This window comes from Pseudonocardia lutea, assembly GCF_042658055.1.
GTDB lineage: Bacteria > Actinomycetota > Actinomycetes > Mycobacteriales > Pseudonocardiaceae > Pseudonocardia > Pseudonocardia lutea.
Window position 1 is genome coordinate 59,890 of record NZ_JBHSQK010000001.1, and the last position, 19,617, is coordinate 79,506.

Consider the following 19,617-nt stretch of genomic DNA (forward strand, 5'->3'; position numbering starts at 1 on the left):
GTCGGACGTCCGACCTCTCCGCGGCACGCACGCTCAGGACACGGGAGTCCCGGGTCGCCGGACCGGCCAGAGCGCGAGCAGCCCGGCCGCGAGCACCACGAGGATCCCGACGGTGCCGGCCCGGTCCGAGCCGAAGGCGTAGGTGAAGAAGCCCACCAGGGTCGGGGCGAGGAAGGACACCGCGCGCCCGGTGGTCGCGTAGAGCCCGAACATCTGGCCCTCCTGGCCCGGCGGCGTGAGCCGGGCCAGGTAGGTGCGCGAGGAGGACTGCGCCGGGCCCACGAACAGGCACAGCCCGAGCCCGAACACCCAGAACGCCGTCGGCCCGGACAGGAACAGCAGCACCACGCCGCACGCGAGCAACCCGACCAGCGACCCGGCGATGACCGCCTTCGGGCCGATGCGGTCGTCGAGCCATCCGCCGGCGAGCGCGCCGAGCGCGGACACGACGTTCGCGGCCACGCCGAAGATCAGCACGTCGCCGGAGCCCAGTCCGTACACGCTGACCGCGATGACCGCGCCGAAGGTGAACACCGCGGCGAGACCGTCCCGGAACAATGCGCTGGCGCCGAGGAAGTAGACGGTGTGCGGGCTCGTGCGGTGCAGGCCGCGCAGGTCGGTGACGAGCTTGCGGTAGCTCGCCCGCACGCCGAGCCGGGCCGGGCGGTCGACGGCCGGCGGGGCCTCGGGCACCGCGAGGAACAGCGGGATCGCGGACAGCGCGAACCACGCCGCGGCCACGAGCGCGACCACCCGGACGTTGAGCCCGCCCTCGGTGCTCACCCCGAGCGCGCCGCCCTCGCCCGCGATGAACAGCAGGTACACCGCCAGGAGCAGCACGATCCCGCCGACGTAGCCCATGGCCCAGCCGAAGCCGGAGACGCGGCCGATGGTCGCGGGCGTGGAGATCTGCCGGAGGACGGCGTTGTAGGAGACCTCCGCGAGCTCGAAGAAGATCGAGCCGAGGCCGAGCAGCACCAGGCCCAGCCACAGGTAGTGCCAGTCGTCCCGGACCAGGAACAGCAGCGCCATCGACGCGACGGTGGCGGCGGTCCAGATCCCCGTGGAGCGCAGCCGTCGCCCGGCCCGGTCGGCGCTCTGCCCGACCACCGGCGCCAGCAGCGCGATCACCAGGCCGGCGGCGCCGATGGCGTAGCCGAGCCAGCTGTTGGCGTCGACCCCGCCCGGTAGGTCCCGCCCGACGGTGTCGGTGAGGTAGACGGAGAAGACGAACGTCAGCGTGATCGTGTTGTAGGCCGACGAGCCCCAGTCCCAGAACGCCCAGGCGAGCACCTGCCGCCGCGCGACGCGCTCTCCGGTCCGGTCCGCGGGGGCGGCCTCGCTGCTCACCGCGGCAGCCTAGAGCGCCGGGTCCGCCGGCGGCGATCAGCCGCGGCCGTCACAGGGTGATCAGGAGGTCAGGCCGGTCCGAGAGCAGCCCGTCGACGCCCATCGCGAGGAGCTCGCGCATCTCGGCCTGGTCGTCGACGGTCCAGACGTGGACCTCGAGGCCGGCGCCGTGGGCGCGGGCGAGCAGCCGGTCGTCGACCACGGTGAGCGGGCCGAAGTGCCGCGGGATCTGGGCGAGGCCCCCGCGCACGCGGGGGAGGACCGGGTCCAGCGCGCGGAGCGGCGGCGGCAGGGCGTCCAGCCACGCCCGCGAGCGCAGGCCGAGGACCGATCCCGTCCCCATCGACGTGAGCAGCCGCGGCCCGGCCGCGCGGGCCCGCTCGAGTCGTCGGTCGAAGAAGGCGCCCAGGCACACCCGGTGCCAGGCGTCGAGCCGCTCCAGCACGGCGAGGGTCGGCAGGACGACGGCGTCGGACTTGAGCTCGATGGTGAACCGCGTCTCCGGCAGCGCCGCCAGGACCGCCTCCAGCCGGGGGACCGGCTCCCGCCCGGCCACCCGGGCGTCCTCGATCACCGCCGCGGGCAGGCGCGCGAGCAGGCCGTTGCCGTCCGTCGTGCGGTCGAGGCTGACGTCGTGGTGGACCATCGGCACGCCGTCGGCCGAGGCGTGCACGTCCATCTCGATGTAGGAGAAGCCGTTCGCGACCGCGAGCTCGAACCCGGCGAGCGTGTTCTCGCAGCCCGCCAGCTCGCCGATGTGCCAGCCGCGGTGTGCGTACCGGCGCGGATAGGGCCCGTCGAGGTACGGGTGCCGGTCCCCGCTCGTGGTCGGCCTCGCAGGTTCCGCCTCCGTCACAGTCCGGCACCCTCTCACCCGGACCCGATCAGCCGCGACGGGGAAGCCGTTGCCGCTCGGTGAACAGCAGGGGTTCGAGCAGGTCACCGTGCGCGTCGAGGCGGGCGGGCAGGTCGTCGAGGGTGAAGACGAGATCGTCCGGTCGCCGGCAGGCGCGGACCTCCGCCCAGGTCACCGGGGTGGCGACGGTCGGCCGGGCCCGCCCGCGCAGGGAGTAGCTGCCGATCGTGGTCTTGGCGGTGTTGTTCTGGCTCCAGTCGACGAAGACCTTTCCGCGCCGGCGCGCCTTGGCCATCACCGAGGTGACGGTGTGCGGGGACTCGTCGGCCAACCGCTCCGCGACGGCCTTGGCGAACTCGATCGTCTGCTCGGCCCGGCTGACCCGGACCGGCAGGTAGAGCTGCAGGCCCTTGCCGCCCGACGTCCGGGGCCACGCCTCGAGATCGTCCTCGGCGAGCACCTCGGCGATCCGCTGCGCCACCCGGCAGCACTCGACGACCGTGGTCCCCTCGCCGGGGTCGAGGTCGAAGACGACCAGGTCGGGGGGCTGCCGGCCGCCGCGCGGGCCGACCCGCCACTGCGGCACGTGCAGCTCCAGCGCGGCCAGGTTGGCCGCCCAGGCCAGGCCCTCCTCGCTCTCGATGACGGGGAAGTCGGCGGTCTCGGAGCGCCCGCCCGGCGTCCCGACCCGCTCGGTGCGGATCCAGTCCGGGGCGTGGCGCGAGACGTCCTTCTCGAAGAACGACTGCTTCTCCACCCCGTCCGGCCAGCGGACCAGGGTGACCGGCCGGCCCGCGAGGTGGGGCAGCATCACGGGGGCGACGGTGCGGTAGTGGGCCAGCACGTCGGCCTTGGTCGTGCCGGTGAGCGGGTAGAGGACCTTGTCCGGGTTGGTCAGTTTCGCCCGGCCCACCCCGGCCTTCCCGTTCGTGCGCGGGGGGCGCGGCCTCTTCGCGGCGGAGCCGTCCCTCTCGCCCACCTCCACCCAGGTGTCGGAGCGCTTGCCGGGCAGGTACGGGGAGTCCGCCCGTTTCGCGACGACGCCCGGCAGCCCCTGCCCGCGCACCGCGTCGAGCACCGCACCACCCGTCTCGGCGGGGTAGACCGGCGCGAGCCGCCAGTGCGGGCCGGAGAGGGCCGGCAGCTCCTCGAGCAGGGCGTGCCGATCGGCGAACCCCAGCGCGCAGGTGTCCCGGCCGTCGAGGAAGAGCAGGTCGGAGATCCACAGCTCGCCGCCGCGGGCCAGCTCGGCGTCGAGCAGCAGTGCGGTGGCCCCGACGGAGGGACCGAGCTCGGCGAGGGTCCTCGCCGGGACCTCCTCGCCGTCGGCCGTCAGGCGGGCCCGCCCGCCGTCGATCTCGACGACCACCCGGCGGCCGCCGAAGCGGACCTGCAGCAGCCAGCCCTCGGGGTCCACCGGCAGCTCGCCCGGCACGCCGCGCATCGGGGCGGTGTCGTGGGGGAGGGGGGTGCGGTCGGTGCGGTCCGACCGCTTGAGCAGCCAGCCGTCCCGACGCTCCCGGTTGCTCCTGACGAGCACGTACTTCCCGCGGGCCCGCTCGCCGTGCAGCGTGAAGGCGACCTCGCGGTCGGACCACTTCTCGGTCTCGTAGCGGCCCCTGTCCCAGATCGTCATACTGCCGCCGCCGTACTCGCCGCGCGGGATCTCGCCGGAGAACTCCAGGTACTCCAGCGGGTGGTCCTCGGTGCGCACCGCCAGCCGCAGGGTCTCGGTGTCCACCGGCAGGCCCTTCGGCACGGCCCACGAGGCGAGGACGCCGTCCCGCTCCAGCCGCAGGTCCCAGTGCAGGGCGCGGGCGTGGTGCTCCTGGATCACGAACCGGTCGCCCGGCCCGCCGACGGCGGGATCGGTCTCCGGCACGGGCTCCGGGGTGCGCCCGCGATCGCGCTTGCGGCGGTACTCCTCGAGGGGCACGCCGTCAGGTTAGCGCCGCACAGGGCTTGTCACGGCCCGTGATCATTTGCCAGCATAGGCTTACCTGACGAAAGGCTGTCCTGCATGTACGTCTGCATCTGTTTCGCCGTGACGGACGTCGAGCTCCGGGACTGCATCGGCGAGGGCGCCCGCACGGTCGAGGAGATCGGCGACGCGTGCGGCGCCGGCACGGGCTGCGGGACCTGCCTCGACCGGGTCGACGTCCTGCTCGCCGCCGAGCTCGCCCCGTCCGTGATGTCCGAGCTGCCGCTCTCCGCCTGACCGCCCCCGCCCGCGCCCGGCCCAGGTAAGCCTTCCCGTCGCACAGTCCGTCCTTCGTGGCTGCGCACCGTCCGTACCCACTACCGTTCGCGGCGCCCATCACAGCGGACGACAGGACGATGCCATGCGCGGCGACCCGGAGATCATCTCGCTGCTGAACGAGCAGCTGACCAGCGAGCTGACCGCGATCAACCAGTACTTCCTGCACGCCAAGATGCAGCAGAACTGGGGGCTGACCAAGCTGGCCGCCTACACCCGCAACGAGTCGATCGACGAGATGCGGCACGCGGAGCGGATCACCGACCGCATCCTGTTCCTCGAGGGCCTGCCGAACTACCAGCGGCTGTCCCAGCTGCGCATCGGCACGAACGTCCGCGAGATGCTGCAGTCCGACCTGGCCATCGAGCTCGAGGTCGTGCAGCGGCTCCGACCGGGCATCGCGATGTGCCGCTCGAAGGGCGACATCACCACCGCGAACCTGTTCGAGGAGATCCTCGCCGACGAGGAGCACCACATCGACTACATCGAGACGAACCTCGAGCTCATGGAGCGCCTGGGCGAGCAGCTCTACCTGGCCCAGCTGGTCGACCAGCCTCCCACGCCCGGCTGATTCCGCGTTCCCCTCGCGAGGAGTACGAAGGTCGCGAGGTGTCCACCCGGGACGCCGAGGGGGACCGTGTCATGACCGAGAACCTCAGCGCCGACAGTGCCGACGACCGCGCCGACCGCGCCGACCAGGCCGACCGCGCCGACCGCGCCGACCGGGCCGACCGCGCCCACGACCGGGCACCCGGGACCGGGCAGGGTCCCGCCGACGCGATCCGGGCCTTCGCCGGCGCCGTCTGGTGGATGGTGCTGCTGCGCGGCGTCCTGATCGCCCTGTTCGGGATCATCGCGCTGGTGAGTCCCGGGATCGCGCTGCTGACCCTGGTGTTCCTGTTCGGCTTCTACGCGATCCTCGACGGCGTCGTGGCCGTGGTGATGGGGATCCGGGCCCGGCGGACCGCGGCGCACTGGGTCTGGCCGGTGGTGCAGGGCGTCCTGTCGGTGCTGGCCGGCCTCGTCGCGCTCGTCTGGCCGGGGGTCACCGCGCTGGCGCTGCTGTTCGTCATCGCCTTCTGGGCGATCGTCATGGGGGTCGCGGAGATCGGCGAGGCGTTCGCGGCGCGCCGGGCGGGGGCGCACGCCTGGGGCTGGACGCTGGTCGCCGGGATCGTGAACATCCTCTTCGGCCTGGCGCTGCTCGTGTGGCCGGCCACGGGCGTCCTCGCGCTGATCTGGCTCGTCGGCATCTTCGCGCTGGTCGGAGGCGTGATCCTGATCGGGTGGGCCTTCCGTATCCGGGCGATCGCCAAGGGGGCGGCGGGGGCACGCCCCTCGGCCTCGATGTCCTGACCGCCGCCGCACCGTGCCGGGGCGCCTCGGGTCGCGGGGGAGCGGGATCGAAGATATGTTCGAAGCATGACCGATCGCGACACCCAGGACCAGACCAGCACCCCGGCGGCGAAGGACCCGGAGGACTGGACCACCGGCGACGAGCCGATCACCGGCCCGCAGCGCTCCTACCTGGAGACGCTCGCGCAGCAGGCCGGTCAGGAACTGCCCGACCCGGGCGGCCTGACCAAGGCCGAGGCGTCGAAGCGGATCGAGGAGCTGCAGGCCGCCACGGGCCGCGGGCAGTAGGGAGGGCGGTCGGGGCCGGGCGGCCCGTCCGGCCCCGGCTCCGTCGGGTGCCGGCGCGAGGGCGGCGTGCGCGACTCGACAGTGGACACGCAACGATGCGGTGGAACCCCCGCGCGGCGTGGCACGATCACGGACGTGACCAGCACACCCGCCTCGGCGCAGCGGCTGCGTGACCTCGCGCGGTTGCGCCGCGTCCGTGACCGGATCGACCGGGAGTACGCGCAGCCCCTGGACGTCGAGGCGCTGGCCCGCGGCGTGCACATGTCGGCGGGGCACCTCAGCCGGGAGTTCCGGCGGGCCTACGGCGAGTCGCCGTACTCCTACCTCATGACCCGGCGCATCGAGCGGGCGATGGCGTTGCTGCGCCGGGGCGACATGAGCGTCACCGAGGTCTGCTTCGCGGTCGGCTGCTCGTCCCTGGGCACCTTCAGCACCCGCTTCACCGAGCTGGTCGGGGTGCCACCCAGCGTCTACCGGCGCGAGGCGGCGGGCGCGATGGAGGGGATGTCGCCGTGCGTGGCGCGGCAGGTCAGCAGACCGGTCAGGAATCGAGAAGCACGCACCCCGGCGCCGCACCTAGCGTGACCGCCATGGACATCACGATCTACCAGGCCTTCCTCCCGCACGACGACCACGAGGCCTCCCTGGCCTTCTACCGCGACACGCTCGGCTTCGAGGTCCGCAACGACGTCGAGTACGGGGGCCTGCACTGGCTCACGGTCGGTCCGGCCGGCCAGCCCGGCACCTCCATCGTCCTGCACCCGCCGGCCGCCGACCCCGGCGTCACCGACGAGGAGCGCCGCACCATCACCGAGATGATGGCCAAGGGCACCTACGCCTCCATCAACCTGGCCACCAAGGACCTCGACGGCACCTTCGAGCGGCTGCAGGCCGGCGACGCCGACGTGGTCCAGGAGCCGACGCAGCAGCCGTGGGGCGTCCGCGACTGCGCCCTGCGCGATCCCGCTGGCAACATGATCCGCATCTTCGAGGTGCAGTGACCTCGGCGGTCGAGCAGACGTCACAGGGGGAGAGCCGATGACCATCGCCACGACCAGGGACCCCGGGCCGGGGTCGCTCCCGGGGTCGCCGGAGCTGCACGCCGCAGACAGCCACGACCTGATCCGGGTGCACGGGGCGCGGGAGAACAACCTCAAGGACATCAGCGTCGAGATCCCGAAGCGCCGGCTGACCGTGTTCACCGGCGTCTCCGGGTCGGGCAAGAGCTCGCTGGTGTTCGGCACCATCGCCGCCGAGTCGCAGCGCCTGATCAACGAGACCTACAGCGCCTTCGTGCAGGGCTTCATGCCGACGCTGGGGCGCCCGGACGTCGACGTCCTCGAGGGGCTGACCACCGCGATCATCGTCGACCAGGAGCGCATGGGGGCCAACCCGCGCTCCACGGTCGGCACGGTCACGGACGCGAACGCGATGCTGCGGATCCTGTTCAGCCGGCTCGGCGAGCCCCACATCGGCTCCCCCCAGGCCTTCTCCTTCAACGTCGCCTCGATCAGCGGCGCGGGCGCGGTCACCGTCGAGAAGGCCGGCCGGAAGGTGAAGGAGCGCCGCGAGTTCAGCATCACCGGCGGCATGTGCCCGCGGTGCGAGGGCCGCGGGTCGGTGAACGACATCGACCTGACGGCGCTGTACGACGAGACCAAGTCCCTCAACGAGGGCGCGATCACCGTCCCCGGCTACAGCACGGAGGGCTGGTACGGCCGCATCTACCGCGGCTGCGGCTTCTTCGACCCGGACAAGCCGATCGCGAAGTTCACCGAGCGCGAGCTGCACGACCTGGTGTACAAGGAGCCCACCAAGATCAAGGTCGAGGGCATCAACCTGACCTACGCCGGGCTCGTGCCGCAGATCCAGAAGTCCTACCTGTCCAAGGACATCGACGCGCTGCAGCCGCACATCCGCGCCTTCGTGGAGCGGGCGGCCACCTTCTCCACCTGCCCCGAGTGCGCGGGCACCCGGCTCACCGAGGCGGCCCGCTCGTCGAAGATCGAGGGGATCAGCATCGCCGACGCGTGCGCGATGCAGATCAGCGACCTCGCCACCTGGGTCCGGGAACTCGACGCACCGTCCGCGGCGCCGCTGCTGACGTCGCTGGGCGAGACCCTCGACTCCTTCGTCGAGATCGGGCTGGGCTACCTGTCGCTCGACCGGCCGTCGGGCACGCTGTCCGGCGGCGAGGCGCAGCGCACCAAGATGATCCGCCACCTCGGCTCCTCGCTCACGGACGTCACCTACGTCTTCGACGAGCCCACGATCGGCCTGCACCCGCACGACGTCCAGCGGATGAACGACCTGCTGCGGGCCCTGCGGGACAAGGGCAACACCGTGCTCGTCGTGGAGCACAAGCCGGAGACGATCGCGATCGCCGACCACGTCGTCGACCTCGGTCCGCGTGCGGGTTCCGCGGGAGGCGAGGTGGTGTTCGAGGGCACGGTCGAGGGGCTGCGCGGCAGCGGCACGCTCACCGGGCGGCACCTGGACGACCGGGCGTCGCTCAAGCCGGCGGTGCGCACGCCGTCGGGGGCGCTGGAGGTGCGCGGGGCGGCCACGCACAACCTGCAGGGCGTCGACGTCGACATCCCGCTCGGGGTGCTGTGCGTCGTCACCGGGGTGGCGGGCTCGGGGAAGAGCTCGCTCATCCGCGGCTCGGTCGCGCCCCGGGAGGGCGTGGTGGCGATCGACCAGGGCGCCATCCGGGGCTCGCGGCGCAGCAACCCGGCCACGTACACCGGGCTGCTCGACCCGATCCGCAAGGCGTTCGCGAAGGCCAACGGCGTGAAGCCGGCCCTGTTCAGCGCCAACTCCGAGGGCGCCTGCCCCACCTGCAACGGCGCCGGCGTGATCTACACGGACCTGGCGATGATGGCCGGCGTCGCCACCACCTGCGAGCTGTGCGAGGGCAAGCGGTTCGACGCCGCCGTGCTCGAGTACCACCTGGGCGGCAAGGACATCAGCGAGGTGCTGGCGATGCCGGTGGCCGAGGCCGTGGAGTTCTTCGGCTCGGGCGAGGCACGCACGCCGGCGGCGCACAAGATCCTCGAGCGGCTCGCGGCGGTCGGGCTCGGCTACCTGACGGTCGGGCAGCCCCTCACCACGCTCTCCGGCGGCGAGCGGCAGCGCCTCAAGCTCGCCACGCACATGGGGGAGAAGGGCGGGGTCTACGTCCTCGACGAGCCGACGACGGGTCTGCACCTCGCGGACGTCGAGCAGCTGCTCGGCCTGCTCGACCACCTGGTCGACTCCGGCAGGTCGGTCATCGTGATCGAGCACCACCAGGCGGTCATGGCGCACGCGGACTGGATCATCGACCTCGGGCCCGGCGCCGGGCACGACGGCGGCCGGATCGTCTTCGAGGGCACGCCCGCCGATCTCGTCGCCGGCCGGTCGACGCTCACCGGCGAGCACCTCGCGGCGTACGTGGGCGCCTGACCGTCGCCTCGGCGGCCCCTCGGGGTGGCCGGGGCGGGATGCGCACGCCCGCCACGGACAATGGCGGGGTGCGGTACGTAGCGATCGGAGACAGCTTCACGGAGGGTGTCGGCGACGAGCAGCCCGACGGGTCGACCCGCGGCTGGGCCGACCGGGTCGCGGCGGGCCTGGCCGCCACCCGCGCCGGCGGGGTGCACTACGCCAACCTCGCGATCCGGGGGCGGCTGCTCGAACCCATCGTCACCGAGCAGCTCGAGGCCGCGCTGGCCCTCGACCCCGCACCCACGCTGATGACCCTCAACGGCGGCGGCAACGACATGCTCCGCCCGCGCACCGACGTCGTCCGGCTCACCGCCCTGACCGAGCGGGCCGTGCGTCGCTGCGCCGAGGCCGGTGTTCGGCTCGTCCTGCTCAGCGGGGCCGATCCGTCGTCCCAGCTGCCGTTCGGCCGGGCCGTGCGGGCCCGGGGCGAGCTCCTCACGACCCGGGTGGCGCGCCTCGCGGAGGAGTACGGGACCGAGTTCGTCGACGTCTTCCACGACGCCGAGATCCGCCGGTCGGGCTACTGGTCGCCGGACCGGCTCCACCTGAACGCGGAGGGGCACCGGAGGGTCGCGGCGCTGGTGCTCGAGGCCCTCGGCGAGGGCGCGGCGGCCCACTCGGCGCGCCTGGACACCCCGCGCAACCGCCGGCTCCCGACCGAGCTGCGCTACTACCGCGAGCACGTCCTGCCCTGGGTCGGGCGGCGGCTGCGGGGCCGGTCCTCCGGCGACGGCCGCACCGGCAAGTACGTCGACTGGGTGCCGGTACCCCCGCCCGTCGGACACGTGCCCGCCTGATCCGCCCAAGGAAGGGGAGGGGAGGGGCAGGCCCTCTCCGGCGCGGCCCTTGACAAGGCCGAGGGGTCGGCGCACGGTCACGACGAGGGAGCGACCAGGAGAACGGTTCATGATGGTGCAGTCCCGGTGACCGGATCTCGTGGCCCCGGGACCGCGAGCACGGCTGCGGACCGCGACGTGCTGCTGGCCACCAAGCTCCGCGTGCCGGCCCTGCGGGAGGGGTTCGTCGCCCGGCCCCGGCTGTCCGCCGCGCTGTCCGCCGCGCTGACCCGGGAGCTCGTGGTGGTGTCGGCGCCGGCCGGGTTCGGCAAGTCGAGCGCGATCGCCGAGTGGGCCGCAGGCTGCGGCACGCCGGTCGCGTGGCTGTCCCTGGACGACGCCGACAACGACCCCGTCCGCTTCTGGCGCCACGTCGCCGCCGCGCTCGACCGCTACCGGCCGGGCACCGCCGCGGCCGTCGACGCACGCTCGGGCGGGCTGTCCACGCCGTCGTACCACGCCGCCGTGGCGGCACTGGTCAACGAGCTCGTCGCGAGCGCCGAGCAGGTCGTGCTGGTGCTGGACGACTACCACGTCGTCGACTCGGCAGCGGTCCACGCCTCCGTGGCCTCCTTGCTCGAACACCTCCCGGACACGCTGCGGCTGGTGGTCGCGACGCGGGCGGACCCGCCCCTTCCGCTGGCCCGCCTGCGGGCCCGCGGCCGGCTGGCCGAGCTGCGCGCCGAGGACCTGCGGTTCACCGTCGCGGAGTCCGGTGCGCTCCTCGGCGCCGCCACCGCCCGCTCGTTGCCGCAGGAGGCCACCGCGGCCCTCGCGGCCCGGACCGAGGGCTGGGCGGCCGGGCTGCAGCTCGCCGCGCTGTCGCTGTCCCGGCGGCCGGACGTCGAGCGCTTCGTCACCGAGTTCTCCGGCAGCAACCGGTTCGTCCTGGACTACCTGACCGAGGAGGTGCTCGACGGCCAGCCGGCGGCGGTGCGGCAGTTCCTGCTGGAGACCTCGGTGCTGGAGCGACTGTCGGGGCCGCTGTGCGACGCGGTCCGCGGGCAGGACGACAGCCAGGAGCTGCTCGAGCAGGTCGAGCAGGCCAACCTGTTCCTCCACCCGCTCGACGACGTGCGCCGGTGGTGGCGGTACCACCATCTGTTCGCCGACCTGCTCCGCGCCCGGCTGGCCCGCGAACAGCCCGAGCGCGTGGCCGCGCTGCACCGCGCCGCCGGGGACTGGTACGCCCGTCACCGGCTCCCCGACCAGGCGGTGCACCACCTCCTGACGGCCGGCGACCACGAGCGGGCCGCCGACCTCGCCGGCGAGCACGCCGAGTCGCGGCTCCGCCGGCGCGAGGCGGCGACCCTGCACCGGTGGCTCGCGGCGCTGCCGGACGAGCTGCTCCGCGCGCGCCCCCACCTGTGCGCGACGAAGGCCCTCGCGGCGCTGGTCAGCGGGCACCTGGAGGAGGTCGAACCGCTGCTCGCCCGCGCGGAGGCCGGCGCGGGCGCCGAGCCGGAGCCCGGACCCGGGCTCGGTCCGGTGCCCGCCGTCGTCGCGCTGGTCCACGCCGAGCTCGCCCTGCGGACCGGCAGGGGCGGGGCAGCGGTCCGGCACGCGCACGACGGACTCGCCCTCGTCGGCCGCGGCGACGGCTACCTCGACCACTTCCTCCGCTACGACCTCGCGGCGGGGTTCCTGCTCGACGGCGCGGCCGACGCCGCCGAACCGCTGCTGCACGAGCTCGCCGTGCACCCGTGGGCCACCCGTGCCGACCCGTTCTTCGCCGCCCGCACGCTGTCCCTGATCGGCTGGATGCGGATGACGCAGGGCCGCCTCGACGACGCGCTGCGCATCTACCGGACCGCCCTCGACACGTGGGCCCGGCCGGCCGACCGCACGCACCAGCCGGATGCCGGCGTCGCCCACGCGCGTCTGGCCCAGGTCTCCTACCTGCGCGACGAGCTGGACGCGGCGGCCGACCACGCCGAGACCGCCGCCGAGCTGTGCCGCCGCCTCGGGCGGCCCCGCTGGCAGGTGACCGCCCTGGTCGTCGCGGCCCGGGTCCGGCACGCCCGCGGTGAGCACGACGGGGCGGCCGAGGCACTGGACGAGGCGGGACGGCTCGCGGCCCGGCCCGGCGTCGCCGCGCCGATCGCGGCGTCGGTGGGAGTGCAGCGGGCCCGGATCGCGCTCGCCCGCGGGCGGATCGGCGAGGTCGCGGACTGGATGCGGGCCCGCGGCCCGGCCCCGGCCGACGAACCGCACTACCCGCGCGAACCGGAGTACCTCCTGCTGGCCCGCCTCCTCGTCCGCCGACAGCCGCAGCAGGCCGTCCGGCTGCTCGAACGGTGGCACGGGCTGGCCGAGGCCCAGCACCGCACCGGCAGCGTCGTCGAGATCCGGATCCTCCAGGCGCTGGCCCAGGCCGAGCTCGGCGAACCCGCGGACGCGGCGGCGCTGCTGGTCGAGGCCCTCGCCCTGGCCGCGCCGCACCGGCACCTGCGGGTGTTCGTCGACGAGGGCGCCGCGCTGGCCGCCCTGCTGCGCGAGTTGCTCGTCGGTCGGCGCCTGGAGCGGCTCGACGGCGCCCGGGACGTGCCGCAGGCCTTTCTGGCCGCCCTGAGCGCGGCGTTCGACCGGAGCGGCCGCTCGCTGCTGCCCGCGGCCCGGCGCGGAGCGGTGACCGTGCCCGGTCTGGTCGAGCCGCTCACCGCCCGGGAGAAGGAGATCCTGTCCCTGCTGGCCGACGGCCGACCCAACCGCGCCATCGCCGAGGACCTGGTCATCTCCGTCGACACCGTCAAACGCCACGTCACCCACGTGCTCGACAAGCTCGCCGCCACGAACCGCACGGAAGCGGTCGCCCGGGCACGCGCACTCGGGCTGCTGTCCTGAGGCCGCCTGTCCCACCGTGGTGGTGGTGGGGGAGATGCCACCTCGGGTCCCACCTTCGCGTGATCCAGGAGGTGGCGGGTCCGCCTACCGTCGCCGGGGTACGGAAGGAGGTGGGCGATGCTGTCCACGCCGGCGACCGTCGCCCCACCGAACGCCCGGTGTCGCTCCGGCGCCGCCTGCGTGCGGCCGCCGCCCCGGTACGGGCCGGTCCCGTGCTGCCGTGCCAGGGGGCGGACCCGGACCTGTGGTTCGCCGTGTCGCCCGTCGACCTCGAACGGGCGAAGGGGCTGTGCCGGCCGTGCCCGGTCCGGGCCGACTGCCTGGCCGGGGCCGTGCGGCGGGGGGAACCGTGGGGGGTGTGGGGCGGCGAGATCCTCGACCGCGGCACGGTGATCGCCCGCAAGCGCGGCCCCGGCCGCCCGCCGCGGTCCGAGTTGGCGGACTCGGGATGAGCGGGCCGGCCCGGGAACCGGTGTACTACGAGATCCGGGTCGGCGCCGTGCTGGACGAGGACTGGTCGGAGTGGCTCGGTGGCCTGGTGGCCACCGCAGGGCCCGCGGGGCAGACCGTGCTCACCGGGCCGCTGGCCGACCAGGCCGCGCTGCACGGCGCGCTCGCCAGGATCCGTGATCTCGGGGTGCCGCTGCTCTCTGTTCGGCAGCTGGAGCCGCCGCCGGCGGGCTGAGGAATGGGCCGGATGTCCCGGCCCGGCCGGCTCCGGTCGCCGCCGTCAGGGGGTCGGCGGTGGGCCGGACCGGATCTGCATGCCCGGCCGGCGGCGGTGCACGGTGAGGTAGGACAGCCCCCGCGCCCCGGCGACCAGCCTGCGCGTGGATCCCCGCGGCAGCCACAGCACCTTCCCTGCGGTGAGCGCCACCGCGTCGCCGGCGGATTCCACGCGTCCGGTCCCGGCCACGACGACCAGCAGGACGTCGAGGTCGGGCTCGGTGTGGGTGTCGATCGTCCGGCCGGGGGAGAGGGTGAGGACGTTGGCGTCGAGCTGTCGGCCCGGCTCGCTCAGCCGCCAGGTGACCCCGGCCGGGGGCGTGGGGCCGTCGGTCATCAGGGACTGGACGTCGTGCACCACGCGCACGGCATCGGACATGTGTTCGTCACCCGTCCTGGGGGACCCGGGCGATGCGGGTGCACCATCGCGTCGGGCCGGACTCGAGGGAGATCCAGGATAACGCCCGAGGAACGTGGCCCGGCGCCGGCGGTGTGGGACGCTCACCGCATGCAGGTCGGTCTGCACGCTCTGGGTATCGGGGCCGGCGCCCAGCGGCCCGTGATCGACGCGGTCGCGGCCGCGGCCGAGTCCGGCGGCTTCGCCACGCTGTGGTCGGGCGAGCACGTCGTCATGGTCGACAGCGCGTCCTCGCGCTATCCGTACTCGGCCGACGGGCGGATCGCCGTGCCGGCCACGGCCGACTGGATTGATCCCCTGGTGGGCCTCAGTTTCGTCGCCGCGGCGACCACGACGATCGGGATCGGGACGGGCGTGCTGCTGCTGCCGGAACACAATCCCGTTCTGGTGGCCAAGCAGGCGGCGACACTCGACTCGCTGTCCGGTGGCCGGCTCACCCTCGGCGTCGGTGTCGGCTGGTCGCGCGAGGAGTTCGAGGCGCTGGGAGTGCCGTTCGCGCGGCGGGCGGCGCGGACCGAGGAGTACGTCGCCGCGATGCGCACGGTGTGGCGGGAGGACGTCGCCTCGTTCACCGGCGAGTTCGTCCGCTTCGACTCGGTCCGGGTCAACCCCAAGCCGGTTCGGTCGAGGACGATCCCGATCGTCTTCGGCGGCAACAGCGACTCGGCGCTGCGCCGCGTGGCCGCGCACGGCGACGGGTGGTACGGCTTCAACCTCGACGGCGTCGCGGACGTCGCCGAACGGGTCGGGTTCCTGGAGGCGCGGTGCCGGGAGGCGGGGCGCGACATCGCCGGGCTCCGGCTCGCCGTCGCCCTGCGCGACCCGCAGGTCGGTGACCTGGAGATACTCGCCGACCTCGGGGTGGACGAGGTGGTGATCGTCGACGGTCCGCCCGCCGACCCGGGACGCGCCGCCGAGTGGGTGGAGGGTCTGGCCGACCGCTGGCTGCCGGTCGCCCGAGCAGTCCGCGGCCGCACGCCAGGAGGACCGGCCGCCGCGTCCCGCGGCTGACGGGCGCACCACGACCGGCTCGGTGGGCCGTCGGACGGGCGGCAGGTCCGGACACGGGGGATCGGCGGCCGCGATGAGTTCCGGCCGGGACGCGGGTCCGTCCTGGTGTCGCAGGGCGTCGGACGACGCCGCCGGCACGACGACCCACGGAGGACCGCATGACGACCACGCCGAGTGACCCGACCACCGCGCTGCCCGGTCGCCCGCCCGTCGTTGACCTGGAGACCTGGCAGGCCGCGCGGGGCGAGCTCCTGGTCCGCGAGAAGGCCCACACCCGCGCCGGCGACGCCCTCGCCGCGGCCCGCCGCCGGCTGCCGGCTGCCGATGGTGGAGTTCGACGGCACGGTCGAGGTGGTCGGCCCCGACGGCCCGGTGCCGTTCCTGGACCTGTTCCAGGGGCGCGACGAGCTCGTGGTCTACAAGCACATGTGGTGGGACGGCGCGCCGCACCAGGGGCAGTGCGAGGGCTGCACCACCACCGCGTGGCACATCAAGGACGCGGTGTACCTCAACGCCCGCGGCGTCTCGTACGCCGTGCTGACCACGGGCCGCTGGGACGAGGTGGCCGCCTACGTCGCGTTCATGGGCTACACCGAGCCCTGGTACTCGGTGCGCGGCGTGGCAGGGCCCGCCGGCGGTGACATGGGCTTCCTCACCAGCTACCTGCGCGACGGGGACCGCACGTTCCTCACGTACTCCACGACGGGCCGCGGCAACGAGCAGGTCAACGCGTCCCTGGGCCTGCTCGACATGACGCCCTACGGCCGCGGCGAGGCCTGGGAGGACACGCCCGAGGGCTGGCCCACTCGGCCAGGGCGGCGGCCAACGTCGGCTCGTTGGCGTGCCGGGCCCAACCGCCGTGCCGGAACCCGTCACGGGTGTCCTCGTCCGGTCTGCCCGGCCCTTGCAGGACGCCGTCGAGGCTGACGTGGTTCACAGCCAGAACGCGCACGGGGACTCCCTCGAGCTCTCGTGCCGCCTCGCGTTCGGCGCCGACAGCTGGGCGGAACGGCTTCACCCGAATACGCCCAATTGGTACAGTGGCCCTGCTCCGCAGGAATCCCCGCTGCCCGGCGTGAGCCACCCGCTCGATCGACACGGAGAAGGTGTCCGTCGTGTCCGAGACCCCGCACGCCTTCAGCCGCCGAGCCCTCGGCACCCACGCCCTGTTCGCGGTCGGTGGACTCGCCGTCGGCGCCGCGGCCACCTCAGTGGCGGTCACCGGCGCCGCGGACGCGGCGCCGTCCTCCCTGCCGGTCCGGCGTTCGTTCACCGAGTACCGGCTGCCCGAGGCCACGCAGACCCACGAGATCGCCTGGATCGGCGGCAGCCGGCTGGCGCTCGTCACGCAGATGTCCGACAGCACCCTGATCAAACTCTGGCTGGACCGCGACAGTGAGCGCGTCACGGACGAGCGGGCCTTCACCGTCGGTTCCCCGACGTCCGAGCTGCACGGTCTGGCGCCCTCCCGCGCCTACCCGGGGCTGGTCTGGGCGACCCTGCAGCGCGACAACAAGATCCTCCTCCTCGACCCACAGGTCGACGACGTCGGGAAGGAACCCACGGTCGTCCGCTCCATCGACGTTCCCGCCCCGGGCTTCGGACCGCACCAGGTCAACGAGATCGGCGACCACGTGTGGGCGGGGCTGAAGTACCCCTCACCACAGACGGGCAAGTTCTACGTCCTCGCCGTCAACCACACCGACCCCGCCGACCGCACGCTGTACGAGTGCCTGCCCCAGCCGGTCTTCGAGGCGCAGGAGCCGGCCTCGGGACTGATCTACGCCAGCCAGGACGCGTCGAGCTCGATCATGCAGATCGAGCCGGCGAGCGGCCGGACCCGACAGATCCCCGTCCCGCCCGAGGTCGGGCAGAACCCGGTCGGCCTGGTGCGCTGTGAAGGCAGGCTCGAAGGGGTCTGGGTGACCCTGGCCGGCAGCGACACGGCGAGCACCGGCGCGTTCGGGCGCATCCGGGCGGACGGGCGCCCGGTCTGGTTCCGGTTGTCGTCGCACCTCGGCCGGGGAGCGGCGCTGCTCCACCTCGCCGACGCCACCACTCCGGACGGGCCTCCCGCACTGTGGTTGTTGTCGACGTCGCTGTTGAACGTCAATTCCCCCGACGCGCTGATCCACGTCACCTTCAACGACGACGTGACCGCCGTCGTCAACGAGGAGTTCGTGGCACTGCCCACGCAGACTGCGAAGGCGCATCGCGTCCTTCCGTTGACGAAGACGGTGCTGGTGTCCGAATGGAACTCCTCCACCGTCGCGCAGTTGGAGTACACGGCGGCCACCTCGGGATCGTGGGACAAAGGCCTCCCGGCCGCCGCAGGGACCGGGCACGTGCACTGACCGGGCCGGTGTGCCGGTGTGGCAGGCGAGCTCGCGCTCGGGGCGTGGACGCGGCGTGGAGCTCGCGGACTCGGCGGCAGCTCCCGAGCCTCCTAAGCCGATAATCTACGTTATGACAGTTGCCGCCTTTCCAGGGGTGTCGCCCCACCTGCCCGTACGTCGAGATGCTCCGCCCACTGAGTGCGCGCAGCCTGTGCAGATTCAGACGTCCGAACGGCATGAGCCCTTACCGCCTCGGCATGGGCCCGCGCCCGAACCTCCTGCCTGAGGCCCGGCTCTGCTGACACCGCCGTTGCGCACGCCTTCGGAGGTCACCACCACCACCTCCGCCTCCACCAGGGCATCTATCGTTATGACAGCCCTCCGTCAGGAGCCGTCAGTAACCCGCTCGTCGTCGCGCAGCTCGGGCAGCAGCTCGCCGGTCTCCCGGTCGTGACGGACCGGGCCGCGCGGCCGCGGGGCGGGCCCGCTGATCGGGCTGGCGTGCCGCGGCTCGTAGAGGCCGAGCTCGCCGCCTCCCGGGATGTGCAGTCGGGTCAGCAGCCCCCAACCCTGGTCCTCGACCGGTCCGGTGAACTCGACGCCCTTGGCGGTGAGCTCGGCGACCGTGCGTTCGACGTCGTCGCACATCAGGTAGAGCTCGTGGCGCCCGCTGTCGGCCGGGCCCGTCGGGTGGACGGCGATCTCGGCCGGCGGCGCGGCGAAGATCAGCCAGCCGTCGTGGGCGTCGACGAAGGCCAGCCCGAGGATGTCGCGCAGGAAGGCGCGCGCCCGCTCGGCGTCCTCCGCGTAGACGATCGTGTGCAGACCGGTGATCACGGCACCCTCCTCGCGTCGCGACGGATCGTGCCAGCGGACGCCGGTCCGGGCCACCGCTCGGCTCAGCCCCGCCCCTCCGTCCGTTCCTCGGCCGCCGGATCGGTGGCGTCGGCCGCCTCGGTCGCGGCCAGCGACCCGAGCAGAGCCAGCGAGCGGGCGGTCTCCGAGCCCGGCTCGGCGTGGTGGATCACGAGCAGCTGCCCGCCCGAGTTCCCGATCGGCAGCTTCTCGCGGCGCAGCTCCAGCATCCCGACCTGGGGGTGCAGCATCCGGACCGGACCCCCGGCCAGGGCGGTGACGTCGTGCCGCGCCCACAGCCGGCGGAACGGCTCGCTGGCCAGGGACAGCTCCCCCACGAGCCGGACCGCTCGAGGGTCGTCGACCTCCGTCCCGATCGAGGCGCGGAACGCGGCGACCATCCCGCCGATCGCGTGCTCCCAGTCCGGCAGCAGGTCCCGTTCGGTCTCGTCGAGGAAGACCGACCGCAGCCGGTTCTCCCCCGGCCGGATCGTCGGCGACAGCGCGGTCGCGAGCCGGTTGGCGGCCAGGACGTCGAACATCCGGCTCTCGACGAACGCCGGCAGGTTCAGCGCGTCGAGCAGCTGCCGGATGCCGGTGGGCACGACCTCGCGCCGCGGCCGGGCCCGCCGTACCGGGCGTGCCCCGGGGAGGCTCAGCAGGTACCGGGTGGCGGTGGCGTCGAGCCCGAACACGCGGGCGAGCGCCTCCAGGACCTGTGACGACGGGTTGCGGTCCCGCCCCTGCTCCAGCCGCAGGTAGTAGTCGGCGCTGATGCCGGCGAGCATCGCGACCTCCTCGCGGCGCAGCCCGGGGGTGCGGCGCACGCCCGAGACCTGCAGCCCCGCGTCGGCGGGATCGGTGAGCTCGCGGCGTGCCCGCAGGTACTCCCCCAGCGCGGTCGATCGGGCCACGCGATCACCGTACGCCCGGGCGGGCGCGGGCAGGTCGGCTCCAGCCTGGTCCCGCCACTCCCAGGATCACCGGGGCGTTCC

Annotated in this window: 19 protein-coding genes and 1 pseudogene; 14 read left to right on the forward strand and 6 right to left on the reverse strand. The window is 73.8% G+C overall.

The features are described from left to right. Window positions 1–33: 33 nt before the first annotated feature. From ACFQH9_RS00280 to ligD, 3 genes are read right to left on the reverse strand one after another with little or no spacing between them, the layout of a single operon-like run. Complete coding sequence (locus tag ACFQH9_RS00280; protein WP_379562850.1) at window positions 34–1,350, reverse strand: MFS transporter; 1,317 nt, start codon at window positions 1,348–1,350, stop codon at window positions 34–36. A gap of 49 nt (window positions 1,351–1,399) precedes the next feature. Continuing rightward, complete coding sequence (locus ACFQH9_RS00285; protein WP_379562852.1) at window positions 1,400–2,206, reverse strand: glycerophosphodiester phosphodiesterase family protein; 807 nt, start codon at window positions 2,204–2,206, stop codon at window positions 1,400–1,402. 28 nt (window positions 2,207–2,234) lie between these two features. After that, window positions 2,235–4,142 carry a non-homologous end-joining DNA ligase gene (gene ligD, locus ACFQH9_RS00290; RefSeq protein ID WP_379562854.1) on the reverse strand — a complete coding sequence of 636 codons (1,908 nt, stop codon included), beginning with the start codon at window positions 4,140–4,142 and terminating at the stop codon, window positions 2,235–2,237. 84 nt (window positions 4,143–4,226) lie between these two features. Between ligD and ACFQH9_RS00295 the strand changes: the two genes are divergently transcribed. The 11 genes from ACFQH9_RS00295 to ACFQH9_RS00345 all read left to right on the forward strand — a co-directional run bounded on the left by ACFQH9_RS00295 (window position 4,227) and on the right by ACFQH9_RS00345 (window position 13,961). Then, on the forward strand, window positions 4,227–4,424 hold the full coding sequence (locus ACFQH9_RS00295) for a (2Fe-2S)-binding protein (RefSeq protein WP_379562856.1): 198 nt from the start codon (window positions 4,227–4,229) through the stop codon (window positions 4,422–4,424). Window positions 4,425–4,548: 124 nt separating this feature from the next. Further along, the gene (gene bfr / locus ACFQH9_RS00300; protein ID WP_379562858.1) at window positions 4,549–5,034 is read left to right on the forward strand and encodes a bacterioferritin; all 486 of its coding nucleotides are present in this window, start codon (window positions 4,549–4,551) and stop codon (window positions 5,032–5,034) included. A gap of 71 nt (window positions 5,035–5,105) precedes the next feature. Continuing rightward, a complete protein-coding gene (locus tag ACFQH9_RS00305) occupies window positions 5,106–5,819 on the forward strand; it encodes an HdeD family acid-resistance protein (RefSeq protein ID WP_379562860.1) in 714 nt (237 codons plus the stop codon). A gap of 66 nt (window positions 5,820–5,885) precedes the next feature. Then, on the forward strand, window positions 5,886–6,107 hold the full coding sequence (locus ACFQH9_RS00310) for a DUF3072 domain-containing protein (RefSeq protein ID WP_379562862.1): 222 nt from the start codon (window positions 5,886–5,888) through the stop codon (window positions 6,105–6,107). A gap of 135 nt (window positions 6,108–6,242) precedes the next feature. Next, window positions 6,243–6,692 (forward strand): helix-turn-helix transcriptional regulator, encoded by a 450-nt coding sequence (locus ACFQH9_RS00315; protein ID WP_379562864.1) that lies wholly within the window; start codon window positions 6,243–6,245, stop codon window positions 6,690–6,692. Between the two features lie 5 nt (window positions 6,693–6,697). Beyond that, entirely contained in the window at window positions 6,698–7,108 is a 411-nt protein-coding gene (locus tag ACFQH9_RS00320) for a VOC family protein (protein ID WP_379562865.1), read from the forward strand. A gap of 37 nt (window positions 7,109–7,145) precedes the next feature. Continuing rightward, entirely contained in the window at window positions 7,146–9,554 is a 2,409-nt protein-coding gene (locus ACFQH9_RS00325) for an ATP-binding cassette domain-containing protein (RefSeq protein ID WP_379562867.1), read from the forward strand. Between the two features lie 68 nt (window positions 9,555–9,622). Next, window positions 9,623–10,393 (forward strand): SGNH/GDSL hydrolase family protein, encoded by a 771-nt coding sequence (locus ACFQH9_RS00330; RefSeq protein WP_379562869.1) that lies wholly within the window; start codon window positions 9,623–9,625, stop codon window positions 10,391–10,393. A gap of 126 nt (window positions 10,394–10,519) precedes the next feature. After that, complete coding sequence (locus tag ACFQH9_RS00335; protein ID WP_379562871.1) at window positions 10,520–13,276, forward strand: winged helix-turn-helix domain-containing protein; 2,757 nt, start codon at window positions 10,520–10,522, stop codon at window positions 13,274–13,276. A 158-nt stretch (window positions 13,277–13,434) separates the two neighbouring features. Further along, complete coding sequence (locus ACFQH9_RS00340; protein ID WP_379562985.1) at window positions 13,435–13,728, forward strand: WhiB family transcriptional regulator; 294 nt, start codon at window positions 13,435–13,437, stop codon at window positions 13,726–13,728. Next, window positions 13,725–13,961 (forward strand): hypothetical protein, encoded by a 237-nt coding sequence (locus ACFQH9_RS00345; protein WP_379562873.1) that lies wholly within the window; start codon window positions 13,725–13,727, stop codon window positions 13,959–13,961. The genes ACFQH9_RS00340 and ACFQH9_RS00345 overlap by 4 nt, the downstream gene beginning before the upstream one ends. 45 nt (window positions 13,962–14,006) lie before the next feature. Here the strand turns inward: ACFQH9_RS00345 and ACFQH9_RS00350 are convergent, their stop codons facing one another. Next, complete coding sequence (locus ACFQH9_RS00350; protein WP_379562875.1) at window positions 14,007–14,381, reverse strand: cupin domain-containing protein; 375 nt, start codon at window positions 14,379–14,381, stop codon at window positions 14,007–14,009. A gap of 129 nt (window positions 14,382–14,510) precedes the next feature. Between ACFQH9_RS00350 and ACFQH9_RS00355 the strand changes: the two genes are divergently transcribed. The 3 genes and pseudogenes from ACFQH9_RS00355 (at window position 14,511) to ACFQH9_RS00365 (ending at window position 17,785) form a co-directional block, all read left to right on the forward strand. Continuing rightward, window positions 14,511–15,431 carry an LLM class F420-dependent oxidoreductase gene (locus ACFQH9_RS00355; RefSeq protein ID WP_379562877.1) on the forward strand — a complete coding sequence of 307 codons (921 nt, stop codon included), beginning with the start codon at window positions 14,511–14,513 and terminating at the stop codon, window positions 15,429–15,431. A gap of 158 nt (window positions 15,432–15,589) precedes the next feature. Next, window positions 15,590–16,235, forward strand: a pseudogene (locus tag ACFQH9_RS00360) (DUF899 family protein); the annotation flags it as partial. A 311-nt stretch (window positions 16,236–16,546) separates the two neighbouring features. Beyond that, window positions 16,547–17,785, forward strand: coding sequence for an NHL repeat-containing protein (locus tag ACFQH9_RS00365; RefSeq protein ID WP_379562879.1), 1,239 nt, complete (start codon window positions 16,547–16,549; stop codon window positions 17,783–17,785). Between the two features lie 366 nt (window positions 17,786–18,151). Here ACFQH9_RS00365 and ACFQH9_RS00370 read toward each other — a convergent pair whose 3' ends face one another. Both ACFQH9_RS00370 and ACFQH9_RS00375 read right to left on the reverse strand, forming a co-directional pair. Then, window positions 18,152–18,604 (reverse strand): VOC family protein, encoded by a 453-nt coding sequence (locus ACFQH9_RS00370; RefSeq protein WP_379562881.1) that lies wholly within the window; start codon window positions 18,602–18,604, stop codon window positions 18,152–18,154. A 62-nt stretch (window positions 18,605–18,666) separates the two neighbouring features. Beyond that, entirely contained in the window at window positions 18,667–19,536 is an 870-nt protein-coding gene (locus tag ACFQH9_RS00375; protein ID WP_379562883.1) for a helix-turn-helix domain-containing protein, read from the reverse strand. Window positions 19,537–19,617 lie beyond the last annotated feature (81 nt).

Bases quoted from the DNA above. Each gene is read 5' to 3' on its own strand.
- ACFQH9_RS00345 (WP_379562873.1), top strand. From the start codon at position 13,725: ATGAGCGGGCCGGCCCGGGAACCGGTGTACTACGAGATCCGGGTCGGC.
- ACFQH9_RS00325 (WP_379562867.1), top strand. From the start codon at position 7,146: ATGACCATCGCCACGACCAGGGACCCCGGGCCGGGGTCGCTCCCGGGG.
- ACFQH9_RS00310 (WP_379562862.1), top strand. From the start codon at position 5,886: ATGACCGATCGCGACACCCAGGACCAGACCAGCACCCCGGCGGCGAAG.
- ACFQH9_RS00355 (WP_379562877.1), top strand. From the start codon at position 14,511: ATGCAGGTCGGTCTGCACGCTCTGGGTATCGGGGCCGGCGCCCAGCGG.
- ACFQH9_RS00350 (WP_379562875.1), bottom strand. From the start codon at position 14,381: ATGTCCGATGCCGTGCGCGTGGTGCACGACGTCCAGTCCCTGATGACC.
- ACFQH9_RS00320 (WP_379562865.1), top strand. From the start codon at position 6,698: ATGGACATCACGATCTACCAGGCCTTCCTCCCGCACGACGACCACGAG.
- ACFQH9_RS00305 (WP_379562860.1), top strand. From the start codon at position 5,106: ATGACCGAGAACCTCAGCGCCGACAGTGCCGACGACCGCGCCGACCGC.
- ACFQH9_RS00295 (WP_379562856.1), top strand. From the start codon at position 4,227: ATGTACGTCTGCATCTGTTTCGCCGTGACGGACGTCGAGCTCCGGGAC.
- bfr (WP_379562858.1), top strand. From the start codon at position 4,549: ATGCGCGGCGACCCGGAGATCATCTCGCTGCTGAACGAGCAGCTGACC.